This is a genomic window from Robinsoniella sp. KNHs210 (assembly GCF_000686105.1).
Taxonomy (GTDB): domain Bacteria; phylum Bacillota; class Clostridia; order Lachnospirales; family Lachnospiraceae; genus Robinsoniella; species Robinsoniella peoriensis.
In genome coordinates this window covers 1320083-1332786 of sequence record NZ_JMLZ01000002.1, presented here as the reverse complement: position 1 = coordinate 1332786, position 12704 = coordinate 1320083, and the positions used below count along the sequence as shown (strand labels likewise).

The window sequence follows — 12704 nt, the reverse complement described above, 5'->3', positions numbered from 1 at the left end:
TTCAAAAAACTCTTTAAATAATATAATAAGTTACAATAATTTTCATGTCAAGGGAAAGAATGAGGGGATCGACGCAAAAAAGGAGACGATGACTAAGCATCGCCTCCTAACATCTCCCATGAACTACAAATAACTTAAAGCTTCTGCTTTCTCACTGTTATATCTAGTTCGATAAAGTGGGAAATTACTGATTCTGTGATTATATAATCTGTTAATAAAACTTCTGTTTGACGTTCCATTATTTATTCCCGCTGCCTTCACTGCAAGTGCCGCAGAATAGGCTCCATGCTGGATAGAGTAGCTGAATACACTTCCTTTTACCACGTCCGGGCGGAACTTAATATTGATCCCCATATTCATGAGATATCTTTCAGTTTCATCATAGTATTCCTGTTTTGCAAATTCATCCTGATATGAAGCAAATAATCTTGGTGCTCTTGCATAAATTGTCTGCCATGCCCGGAAGAATTTCTGGTTGCCTTTCAGCTTCGCCTTATTTTTCTCCGTAAGGGCATATGCTGCATATGGCTGAAATTCTTTAAAAGTTACCGGATCTTTGGAATAACAGTATTTTACCAGAGGAAGCAGTGAATAGCGATAATCGAACTGATACTTTCCACATGCGTTTCCATTGTCTCCACCAGTCTGTCCATAAGCCTCCGGACCCGATTCATATTTCGTAAAGAATAACATTTCCTGGGAAACTGACCCGCCGCCGCTTGGATCATTCACATTCTGATTACATTTTCCGCTTGCATCGACCTGATAGGTGACTCCATTGACGGTTATTGTGGTATTTTTAAACATGATTCCATTATCACCAAAATAATACAAAGCTCCGTCAATATTCTGCAAACCTTTTACCATAATGCCTTTGTTTGTAAAATAATATGTATTTCCGCTGATGTTCTCCCAGCCGGTAGCTGATTTACCATCGCTCTGGAAGTAATATTGGGCATTGTTAACCGTCTGCCAGCCCTTTTGCATAATACCGGTTGCCGAGAAATAATAATACTTTCCGCCCATTTTACGAAGTCCGGTAAATGCATAACCATCTTTATTAGTCTTGCGGAAATAATAACGATTTCCCTTCACTGTCCGAAAACCAAATTTCATCGCTCCGCTGCTGTCAAAATAATATCGCTTTCCACTGATTTTACGGAGTCCTGTAAGCATGATCCCTTTGCTGTTGCAATAGTATTTTTTCCCTTTTACCGTAAAAAATCCAGTCTTCATCTTACCTGAACTTGTATAATAGTACCATTTCTTTCCGATCTGATACCATCCCTTACGGAAATTTGGAATCCATTTCCCGTCTGCCCCGACAAAATACTTTGTTCCGTTGCTTACGACCCACTTATTTTTTACCATGTAGCCTTTAGAATTGAGATAGTAATCCCCAATCCAGCGGCCTTTTACCTTTTTACCATCATTACCAATATAATAGTAATTCCCTTTTGCAGTCTGTCTCCAATCCGCTTTCGCATTCAATGGCTGAGTTACGATAAATGCGACAAACATCACTGCTACAGCTGTTAATATCTTTTTTTTCACTTGTAAAATCTCCCTGTTCAATCTTCATCATAGGATGTTAATAAGTTTTGCGGAAGTAATGGTCACCAATCTTTAACGGCCCCCATACTCCAGTTGTAAAATACAGATATCCAGGTACATTATTCACTCCCGTAAGAGCATCTTTTGCAGCCTTGATACATTCGGATGGCACAGCCTGACCGCTTTCTAACAACCAGCTCAGCATTCCATTCATTGCAGGCGTAAACTGCCCGCTTTGATATACGACCTCCTGTATCGTATTCGGGAAACTGCTGTCATTGACACGATTTAAAATTACATTTGCCACTGCCAGTTTTCCTTCATAGGACTGATTCCCTGCTTCCAGATAAGTAATCGCAGACAACAGCCGTACATCTTTTGTATTCCGAATTTTTCCAGGAACTTTTTTGCCGTTCTTACCGGCATAATACATACCCACCCATTTGTTCCTGACCATAACTCCATTCCTGCCATAATAGTAGTCTCCTACCCACTGGTTAGAAATACGCCCTTTCTCGTAATCGCAATAATACCATTTCTTCTTTACCTTAATCCGTCCGGTTTTCAGCCATCCCTTTGAATCAAAGTAATAATATTTACCATTAATTCTTTTCCATTTGTTCTTAACATACTTTTTTCTGACCGTATTTTCAGACGAAACTGTGTATTTCCAGCGGTCTCCTTTGTAACGTTTCCATGCTGCCTGGCTGTCCATAGATATAGAAGCCAGCAAAACAAACAATAGAACCAATGACAATATTCTTTTTAATTCCTTCATACTCGTTCCTTTCGTGAAACTCCCCGTGGAACCCCTCGTATATTTATTACGATTATATTAAGAATATGAAGATATTATAAAACATTTACTAGTATTTGTCAATTTTTTGTTTCATTTCTATTTCGACAGAAACAGCGGCATCCGAAATTGATCGAATGCCGCTGCACGATTCTGATTACCTATATGATGATACAAATAAGGCTTCCATTAGACTCATTTACAATTTTCTTCATCGTATCCTGAAGTTTTGTCTGGCTTTCTTCTCCAATTTTCGCAAGCTTTGTATGAATTCCATCATCTACCAGCTGTTCGATTGATTTTCCAAAAATATTTGTATTCCAGATTCCATCCTTGGCACTGTTTTCATTAATAAATGACATCAGATCCTGCGCCTGCTGCTCACTGCCTACAATGGGTGCAATTTCCGTCTCAATGTCAGCCCGGATCAGATGAACCGATGGGCTGGCTGCTTTGATTTTCACGCCGAATTTACTGCCCTGCTTAATGACTACCGGGGCATCCAGAACAATTTCTTCCTGATTCGGCGTAATAATTCCATATCCGGTATTTCTGACTGCTTCCAGGGCATTTTCTACTTTTTCGTATTCGCCCTTTTTCCTGGAAAGTTCTTTAATAATAGAAAGAAGCTGATATTCGCCCTGGATCGGAACTCCCGCCATATCACTGAGCATCTCGTAGTAATATGTATCGTCCAGATCTATACGGACTTTGGCAGTTCCCTGGGATAGCTCGATTGCGTCAAGCTTCACACTATTAATAAAGTCATAGTCCATCTGCAGCGCTTCATTGGAAATATCCCGGATATGCTGCATTTTTTTCATGATATCCCGTATGCTTTTAATCAGGCTTTCCTTTATCACATGGTCGCCCGGAAGCATTTCTACCCATTTGGGCACATAAAATTCAATCTTAACCAGTGGGAATTCGTATAGTACCTGTTCCAGGATTTTGCTTACATCTTCTTTTTTCAACTGCTCACAGTTTACCGGCATCGCAGTAACCCCATAAGTATCGAAGATATAAGATGCCGCCTGCTTTGCCTCTTCTCCATAAGGGCGTTCTGAATTAACCAATACCAGGAATGGTTTTCCGATGTTCTTTAATTCTGTGATCGCACGTTTTTCCGGCTCCAGATAATTTTCTCTTGGTATTTCTCCAAATGTTCCGTCACAGGTAACTACTAATCCGATGGTAGCATGGTCACGAATAACTTTTCTTGTTCCGATTTCTGCCGCCTGGGTAAACGGAATTTCTTTTTCCGACCAGGGTGTCTTAACCATACGGACCTTCTCATTGTCATCCATTCCTGCTGCGCCTTTTACCATGTAGCCTACGCAGTCGATCAGCCGCATTCTAACATCCACATCTTCAGATAAAGACAGTTTTGCTGCTTCTTTTGGTATGAATTTCGGTTCTACGGTAGTTATGGTACGTCCTTTGCCGCTGGTTGGCATTTCATCTGTTGCAATCGCCTTGTCGTTTTCTTTTAACGCCGGCAATACCATCAGTTCCATAAATCTACGGATGAAGGTAGATTTTCCTGTCCTTACAGGCCCAACTACGCCGATGAAGATCTCACCTTTGGTACGGGCTTGTATATCTTTGTATAAATTGAATTCTTCCATTAAAATACCCCCTCTATATACTGGTATAGTATATGCAGAGGGGGCCAATGATAGAATCATTGATGAATCATTTTTCAAAACTGAATCTAGTAAAGTGACCGATTATTCTTCTCCCGGCATCTTCCAGCTATGATGATCGGTATGCAGCAGTTCATGGGCACGATGTGACAGAGGACGCTGCAAATAATGCTGGTAACATTGTACAATAGACGGATTCTCATGAGAGAACCGTATATCGCTTACTTTATCCAGTCCATAGAGATTTGCTGCACGCACTTCCGCCAGTTCTTCTCCATCCTGAATTGGCTGTCCGCCGCCGCCGGAACATCCGCCCGGACATGCCATAATTTCAACAAAGTCTACGTCCGTCTTTCCTTTTCGGATAGCTTTGATTAGCTCCCTGGCATTTCCAAGACCACTGGCTACCGCTACACGCAGGGGAGTTCCGGCCAGATCAAAGGTTGCTTCTTTCCATCCTTTCATACCACGTACATCTTTAAATGCGTCAGGATCCGGATTCTCATTTGTTACGAAATAATAAGCTGTACGAAGAGCGGCTTCCATAACGCCGCCTGTTGCACCAAAGATCACACCGGCACCTGAGCCAATACCAAGAGGCATATCGAATTCTTCCTCTTCCAATTCCTTTGCCGCGATATGTTCGGCTCGGATCATCCGGTCTATTTCTCTGGTTGTAAGCACTACATCCACATCCGGTCCAGCACCGGCATCATTGATGGTGGGTATTGCACACTCATGCTTTTTCGCAAGGCATGGCATAATGGAAATGGAATAAATTCTGGAAGGATCCACCCCAAGTAAGTCCGCATAATAACTCTTCGCCATTGCTCCAAACATCTGCTGCGGTGATTTGGCGGTAGACAACTGATCTACCATATCCGGATACTGTGCTTTTAAGAAACGTACCCACCCCGGACAGCAGGAGGTAAACATCGGAAACTTCTCCTTTTCTTTATTTTCCACTTTCTTTAAGAACTCGCTTGCTTCTTCCATAATTGTGAGGTCAGCAGAAAAATCCGTATCAAAAATATAATCAAATCCCATCTTCCGAAGGGCAGAAACCAGGCGGTTCACAGTGGCAAATTCCCGGTCCAGTCCCAAAGGCTCGCCCCATGCTGCACGGACGGATGGTGCAATCTGCACTACCGTAATTTTATCCGGATCTGCGAGGGCATCGAATACCCGGTCTGTATCATCTCTTTCCCGAAGTGCCCCAACCGGGCAATGGGTAATACACTGTCCGCACAGGGTACAGTCTGCCTCTTCCAAAGTACGGTTTCCGGATACATCTACCGTGGTACGGGAACCGGTATTGGCAAGATCCCATACATTTAAACTCTGGATCTTATCACAAACCTGAATGCAGCGCATACATTTGATACATTTCTCATAATTACGAAGCAGCGGAAATTCCTTCGACCCTTTTATATGGGACAGCTTCGTCTTATAAGGTACATGATAAATACCCAGATCATTGGAAATCTTCTGGAGATTGCAATTCCCGCTTCGGACACAGGAAGGGCAATTACAGTCATGCTGAGATAAAATAAGTTTCACATTAGTCATTCTGGTTTTACGTACCTTCGGGCTGTTGGTATGGATTACCATTCCGTCTTCTACCACGTTGTTGCATGCGGTAACTAATTTGGTGATCCCTTCTACTTCAACTACACAGACTCTGCAGGCTCCGATTTCATTTATTTCTTTTAAATAACACAGAGTCGGGATATGAATTCCTGCACTTTTTGCTGCTTCTAAAATGGTAGTGCCTTCCGCTGCTTCTATCTGCTGTTTATCGATTGTCAATTTTACCATTTTTCTATCCTCCCTCCTTTAAATACGCCAAATCCAAAATGATCACAGCGCAGACATCTTCTGGATTCCTGACATGCTTCTTCATGAGTGATGCCGCATTCAATCAGTTCAAAATCATCTTTCCGTTCGGAAGCATCCCGTTCTTTCATGGTAACACGTCCACAGGCATTTCTGTCATCCAGCCTGATTTTCGGAATCTCTACATCTGATTTGATCGTGTGTTTAAATCCAAGATATTCATCGATATTGGCAGCCGCCACTTTACCTGCAGCAATTGCACGAATAACCGTAGCCGGTCCGGTAACACAGTCGCCTCCGGCAAATACGCCCGGGATATCTTTGATTCCGCTCCAGCTTAGGGCTTCAATAACTCCTCGTTTTACCGGAATTCCATATTCTTCAAAGGCCTTGGACTCGATACCCTGTCCGATTGCCACAATAACCATATCGCAGTCCAGGCGAACTTCTTCCTGCGCAGCTGTTGCAGGTGCCGGTCTTCCTCTTTGCACCAGACCAATAATCTGAGGCTGAACCCAGAGTGCACATGCATTTCCATTTTCATCCTGTTCAATGCGAAGGGGTGCCTGGAGTTCTAATACTTCACAGCCCTCTGCAATGGCGCCCTGTACTTCTTCGGGCATTGCTGTCATATCTTCAATACGCCTGCGGTAGACGATTCTTACTTTTTTCGCACCAAGGCGGACTGCTGATCTTGCAACATCCATAGCAACATTACCGCCACCGACTACAATGATATCTTTTCCGTCAAATTCAGGCATTTCATTATCACCGATACTTCTAAGCATTTCAACTGCAGATACCACTCCAGTGGCTTCTTCACCTTCAATACCAATCTTTTTATCAATATGAGCACCAATGGCAATATAGACCGCATCAAACTGGTTGCGGATATCCACGATATTGGGATTTTCCCCAACCGTTACTTCCGTCTTAACTTTGACACCGATTGACAACAGTTCATCTATTTCCTTATCCAGAGCGATGCGGGGCAGCCTGTAATTAGGAATCCCGTAACGAAGCATACCGCCCAGCTGCTTTCTCTGCTCATAAATCGTCACTTGATGCCCCATTAAAGCTAAATAATAAGCAGCACTGATTCCGCCCGGTCCGCCTCCTATGATTGCAACCTTTTTACCGGTTGCTTTTGCCGGCTCCGGTACCGGCACGTCACCTGCATGATCGATTGCATAACGTTTTAATCCACGGATATTAACCGCATCATCTATCATATTCCTGCGGCATCTGGCCTCACAGGGATGTTCACAGATCAATGCGCATACGGACGGCATAGGATTATCTTTACGGATTAATGCTACCGCATCTGCATATCGTTCTTCAGCCACCAGGGCGATGTATCCTGGTATATCTACTCCCGCAGGACACAGAGCAACACATGGTACCGGCTGATTTAATTCACAGGTACATCTTCCGCGCAGTATATGCTCTTCAAAATCATCTCGAAAGCCATGCACGCCTTTTAACACCATATTTGCTGCTTCATAGCCAATTGCACAATCTGCGGAATAATAAATGCTTCTGGCTGTTTCTTCGATCAAATCAATGGTTTCCATCTTTGCATTTCCATCCAGAACATCTTCCAGCAAACATTGAAGCTGTCCTAATCCTACCCTGCAGGGAACACATTTTCCGCAAGTCTGTGCATGACAGACCTTCAGGAAAGATACTGCCAGGTCTACCGGACACAATCCTGGTGGACTGGCAACGATTCTGCGTTCCAAATCCTTGTAGAGCTCTTCGACTGTGGTCTGGGCCTGATTTCTAGTAATAATACTAAGCCTGCTCATATTTCTTTCATCTCCGTTTCTTAAATTTTCTTTTGTTATTTAAATAACACAAGGAGGGACTAACCCTTTCGGGCAGTCCCAAAATGTATATATTTACTTAATTACGTTTCCTGATTATGCAGTAACTGATGTACCTTTCCTTTCAGCAATCCATCATACAGAGGTGCAATCAGCGGATTCTCATCCGATTTCTTGATAATCGTTATATTATCTGCATTGTACAATCCTCTTTCTCTGGCATTTTTGGTCCGGTCTCCTGCTCTGGTTGGCTGTCCGCCACCCATGATACACCCTCTTCTGCATGCCATTACCTCGATGAAATGGTAATCTGCTTCGCCCTTTTTCACCCGTTCCATGACGTCTCTTGCATTGGCAAGACCGCTTACAATACAGATCTTCAAGTCGGTGCCATTGTAAGGTACCGTAACTTCTTTGATACCATCTTCTCCACGTACCCCGCACTCTGCAATTGCGTCCAGGGTTGCTTTGTCATGCTCATCTGTCAGACGCCTTAAAACAGCTTCTGTCACACCGCCGGTAACACCAAAGATCATTCCGCCGCCGGATCCAAATCCAAATGGCATATCACATGCCTCCGGATCCAGGGTTTCAAATTCAATACCGGAATTTCGAATCATTCGTATTAACTCTGTTGTAGTGATAACTAAATCGGTATCTTTTTTCCCTTTTGTATAACTATTTGGTCTGTTGGCTTCCATTTTTTTTGCCGTACATGGCATAATGGACACCATAATCGTCTTTTTCCCATTTGCATTTTTGGGATGACGGTAAAATTCTTTTACAACTGCGGAGAACATTCCCTGTGGAGATCTGCAGCTGGAAATATTTTTCACATATTCCGGATACTGGTCATGGACAAATTTCACCCATGCCGGGCAGCAGGATGTCAGTAGCGGAAGATTCTCACCTTCTTCGATACGTTCCAGAAATTCTTCTGATTCTTCCATAACGGTAAGATCTGCACTGAATGCAGTATCATATACTTCATCAAATCCCATGCGGTGCAGCACATTTACAATCTTGCCCATTACGCTCCTGCCTTTTGTCAGGTTAAATGCATCTCCTACCGCAACCCGGACAGCCGGGGCAATCTGCGCAACCACACGCACATCTTTATCTGCAATAGCATCCCAGACTTCATCTACATTGGTACGGATACTGATTGCTCCTGTAGGACAGTAAATACGGCACTGTCCGCAGTTTACACAATCGGTTTCTGCGATGGTTTTATTAAATGCCGGCATAACCATGGCATCCGTTCCCCTAAATGCAAATCCCAATGCACCAATCCCCTGGATTTCTTCACAGGCACGTACACAGTCTCCGCAGAGAATACATTTATTGGGATCACGAACGATGGATGGTGAACTGTTATCCACCGGTCTGATCTCACGGGTATTCTGGAAACGGACATTGGTAACACCCATTCTGTGAGCTAATTCCTGAAGCACGCACTCCCCGCTTTTTACGCAGGTCGTACAATCTCTGCAGTGGGCTGCCAAAAGCAGTTCCACAATTAATTTCCGATGTTTTTTTATTCTTCCGGTATTGGTGAAGATCACCATCCCGTCTCTTGGTTCTTCTGAACAGGAAGCAAAGGTTCTTCCTCTGTCGTCTTCTACGGTACACAAGCGACAGGCGCCAAAAGTAGAAACTTCTGAATGATAGCACAAAGTAGGTAATGAAATACCGGCCTTCCTAATCACAGAAAGGACATTCCGCTCGTCGGTAAATTCTACTTTTCTACCGTCTATTGTCATAAATCCCATATATAATCCCTCCTATGCTTCGATGTAGATTGCATCAAATGCGCAGTTGTCCTTGCAGGCACCGCACTTAATACAAAGGTCATTGTTGATCGTATATGCTTCTTTTAACTTTCCAGTAATTGCTGCTACAGGGCAGAACTTCGCACACTTACTGCATCCTTTACAGAATTCCGGATTAATGTGATAGGAGCGCAGTGCCTCACAGGTCTTAGATGCACACTTCTTATCAACAATATGCTCTACATATTCATCACGGAAAGTTTTCAGGGTACTTAAAACAGGCAGCGGGGCACTCTTGCCAAGTCCGCAAAGAGCCATACTCTTTACCATCTCAGCCAGTTCTACCAGCTGATCCAGATCTTCCAGTTTTCCATTTCCTGCAACGATTCTTTCCAGAATTTCCAGCATCCGTTTTGTTCCCTCACGGCAGGGTACACATTTACCGCAGGATTCTCTTTGTGTAAAACTCATGAAGAAACGGGCTACTTCTACCATACAGGTATGTTCGTCCATAACAACCAGTCCGCCGGAGCCTACAATTGCTCCAAACTTCTTAACGGAATCAAAATCCAGTCCCACATCCAGATGTTCTTCTGTAAGACATCCTCCTGAGGGGCCTCCGATCTGAACAGCCTTAAATTCACCGCCATTCTTAACGCCGCCGCCGATATCATAAATAATTTCACGCAGGGTAGTTCCCATTGGAACTTCGATTAATCCTGTATTTTCAATTGCTCCGGTTATTGAAAATGTCTTGGTACCCGGACTTCCTTCTGATCCAATGGTACGAAGCCACTCGCCGCCTTTTAAAATTATCTTAGGCACGTTGGCAAAAGTTTCTACGTTATTTAAAACGGTTGGTTTTTCCCATAGTCCTTTTTCTACCGTTCTCGGCGGTTTTACACGGGGCATTCCGCGATTTCCTTCAATGGAAGCCGTCAGTGCACTGCCCTCACCGCATACAAAAGCACCTGCACCGCGGTTAATGTGAAGATGGAAACTGAAATCACTTCCCATAATGTTATCACCCAAAAGGTGGTATTCTTCTGCCTGCTGAATCGCCATGCGCAGCCTTGCTACGGATAATGGATATTCTGCCCTTACATAAATATAGCCTTCGTGGGATTGTACCGCATAGGCTGCAATAATCATACCTTCTATTAATTTAAACGGATCCCCTTCCATAACGCTTCCGTCCATAAAAGCACCGGGATCGCCTTCATCGCCATTACATACAATATAGCGGATTTTTTCCTTTTGCCGCGCTACCTGTTTCCACTTTCTGCCTGCCGGGAAGCCGCCGCCCCCACGTCCTCTGAGCCCGGATTTATCAACCTCTTCCACGACTTCTTCCGGTTTCATATCAAAAATTGCTTTTGCAAGGGCATTAAATCCGCCGGATGCTATGTATTCATCAATGGATTCTGCATCTATATTTCCACAGTTTTCAAGTACGATCCGAGTCTGCTTTGAAATAAAAGGGATATCCTTTGGATGGGCAAATACTTTGTCCTTTTTATGATAAAACAGTCGTTCAACCGGTTCCCCTTTCATAATGGTACGGTCAAATATTTCCTTACAATCCTCTAACTGCACCTTAACATACTGAAAATTATAAGGTTCGATCTTCATTAAAGGACCCAATTCACAAATTCCCTGACATCCGCTCTTTACTACACCGATGTGGGGAATTTCTCTTTGCATCTCTACCACAACGCCTTCCAAATCGCCGCAAAGCTCTTTCATGCGTTCATATATTTTTTCAGAACCGGTTGCGATACAGCCGGTGCCGGAACAGACCAGAATTCTGCAGGAAAAAGATTTAATCACTTCTTTGGAATCTTTTCTATGTTTTTCTAATGTTTTTTTGCTATCAATGATCATACGCCTGCACCTCTCAATTCCGCAACTAATTCCAATGCTTTCTCCGGTGACATTGTGGGATGTACTTCATTATTAACAGTCAGCGTAGGCGCCAGTCCGCATGCCCCAAGGCAGGATACCGTCTCTACCGTAAAAAGCATATCATCAGTTGTATGCTTTTTCTGACTAAGCCCTAACTCTTTAAAAAGTGCTTCTAATATGGGTGCTGATTTTCGCACATGACATGCTGTTCCATCACAAACTTTAATGACATACTTCCCTTTTGGTTCAAAAGAAAAATTTTCGTAAAAGGTAGCAACACTATAAGCCTTTGCCTCTTTAACTCCTATTTCTTTTGCCACATACGTAAGCAGTTCGCCCGGCAGATATCGGTATTCCCCCTGAATATCCTGCATAATCGGAATTAACGAACTGGCCTTTTTGCCATAATGTGCGATGATTTCGTCTGTTTTTTGGTAAAATGACTGATCAAGCATCCGCAATCCTCCTTCTTCTTCTAAAATATCCTTATATATCTTGTCTATATATATTGATGATATTATACCTTATATCAATAAATTGCACAATACCCATTCCAAAAGTTAAGAAATTAACTTTAATTTCGCACAAAACAGGGTGTGCAGACAGAGAAAATGAATTTTTAATATGAAATGGCTTGTTTTAAATACACAAAAAAAGAACAGCTGATTTTTGCGGGAAATCAGCTGTTCTTCCGATATATACAAGTTTGCGGGAACCTGCATACATCATTTGGTCATGACACTTTTTCTCCCAGAATCTTTGCGGAGGTCATCTAAGAGATGTTATGAATACAACGGTCATGAAGGAGGTATTTTGTGAATTTATATATGCTTTGAGATTCATCGCAATCTGCGTGTTTATCAATCTTTTCCAGAATTGATAAACCAGGCTCTCATCAGTTTCTACAATAAAATATGCCTGCTCACCCTAAGCCGACACCTGATACAGATTAATGTACTGCACTTATAGAATATGTACATACACTAAACTGGCTGGATGTTTCGCTCTTCACGGAAGCGCATCTCATACATTAAGCAGGTTTCCTGACTTACAGATCATAGTTTGCCTTCTCCTTCTCACACAATGGGTTATGCAATGGATTATGAAGGTTCACTCCCTGAATACAGTGACCGGATCGCTTAGGATTCTCACCTAATTCCCTCTTCTAAAATTAATACCCTTCGTCCTGATATTAACCTTAGCACTTAATATAGCAATATTAAATTACACAACTACATTATAAGCATGTATGCTGGATTTGTCAATTACCATTTTTATATTTTTCAATATTTTTTGGAATTTTTTTATATTATCTATTATTTTTTACAAAAAACGAAAATTAATTCCAGCTGTATAACACAAATTATTT

General features: G+C 42.6%; 8 protein-coding genes and 1 riboswitch. All 8 genes read right to left on the bottom strand.

The window, feature by feature from the left end; translation table 11 throughout:
• Positions 1-123: 123 nt before the first annotated feature.
• The 8 genes from CD03_RS36050 to CD03_RS0112650 all read right to left on the bottom strand — a co-directional run bounded on the left by CD03_RS36050 (position 124) and on the right by CD03_RS0112650 (position 11790).
• Positions 124-1554 carry an N-acetylmuramoyl-L-alanine amidase family protein gene (locus CD03_RS36050; RefSeq protein WP_027293964.1) on the bottom strand — a complete coding sequence of 477 codons (1431 nt, stop codon included), beginning with the start codon at positions 1552-1554 and terminating at the stop codon, positions 124-126.
• A gap of 37 nt (positions 1555-1591) precedes the next feature.
• Complete coding sequence (locus CD03_RS36045; RefSeq protein WP_052377782.1) at positions 1592-2332, bottom strand: cell wall hydrolase; 741 nt, start codon at positions 2330-2332, stop codon at positions 1592-1594.
• A 179-nt stretch (positions 2333-2511) separates the two neighbouring features.
• Complete coding sequence (gene spoIVA / locus CD03_RS0112675; RefSeq protein WP_027293963.1) at positions 2512-3978, bottom strand: stage IV sporulation protein A; 1467 nt, start codon at positions 3976-3978, stop codon at positions 2512-2514.
• 102 nt (positions 3979-4080) lie between these two features.
• Positions 4081-5814, bottom strand: a complete 1734-nt coding sequence (locus CD03_RS0112670; RefSeq protein WP_027293962.1) for an NADH-dependent [FeFe] hydrogenase, group A6 — start codon at positions 5812-5814, stop codon at positions 4081-4083.
• Entirely contained in the window at positions 5808-7640 is a 1833-nt protein-coding gene (locus CD03_RS0112665; protein WP_027293961.1) for an NAD(P)-binding protein, read from the bottom strand. The genes CD03_RS0112670 and CD03_RS0112665 overlap by 7 nt, the downstream gene beginning before the upstream one ends.
• A 101-nt stretch (positions 7641-7741) precedes the next feature.
• Positions 7742-9430 carry a [FeFe] hydrogenase, group A gene (locus CD03_RS0112660; protein ID WP_027293960.1) on the bottom strand — a complete coding sequence of 563 codons (1689 nt, stop codon included), beginning with the start codon at positions 9428-9430 and terminating at the stop codon, positions 7742-7744.
• A 12-nt stretch (positions 9431-9442) separates the two neighbouring features.
• The gene (locus CD03_RS0112655; protein ID WP_027293959.1) at positions 9443-11314 is read right to left on the bottom strand and encodes an NADH-quinone oxidoreductase subunit NuoF; all 1872 of its coding nucleotides are present in this window, start codon (positions 11312-11314) and stop codon (positions 9443-9445) included.
• On the bottom strand, positions 11311-11790 hold the full coding sequence (locus CD03_RS0112650) for a complex I 24 kDa subunit family protein (RefSeq protein WP_027293958.1): 480 nt from the start codon (positions 11788-11790) through the stop codon (positions 11311-11313). Before CD03_RS0112650 ends, CD03_RS0112655 begins: the two co-directional genes overlap by 4 nt.
• Positions 11791-12351: 561 nt before the next feature.
• Positions 12352-12559, bottom strand: a riboswitch (cobalamin riboswitch).
• Between the last annotated feature and the right edge of the window lie 145 nt (positions 12560-12704).

Coding starts and splice junctions, on each gene's coding strand:
- CD03_RS0112650 (WP_027293958.1), bottom strand. CDS start 11,790: ATGCTTGATCAGTCATTTTACCAAAAAACAGACGAAATCATCGCACAT.
- CD03_RS0112665 (WP_027293961.1), bottom strand. CDS start 7,640: ATGAGCAGGCTTAGTATTATTACTAGAAATCAGGCCCAGACCACAGTC.
- CD03_RS36045 (WP_052377782.1), bottom strand. CDS start 2,332: ATGAAGGAATTAAAAAGAATATTGTCATTGGTTCTATTGTTTGTTTTG.
- spoIVA (WP_027293963.1), bottom strand. CDS start 3,978: ATGGAAGAATTCAATTTATACAAAGATATACAAGCCCGTACCAAAGGT.
- CD03_RS0112660 (WP_027293960.1), bottom strand. CDS start 9,430: ATGGGATTTATGACAATAGACGGTAGAAAAGTAGAATTTACCGACGAG.
- CD03_RS0112670 (WP_027293962.1), bottom strand. CDS start 5,814: ATGGTAAAATTGACAATCGATAAACAGCAGATAGAAGCAGCGGAAGGC.
- CD03_RS0112655 (WP_027293959.1), bottom strand. CDS start 11,314: ATGATCATTGATAGCAAAAAAACATTAGAAAAACATAGAAAAGATTCC.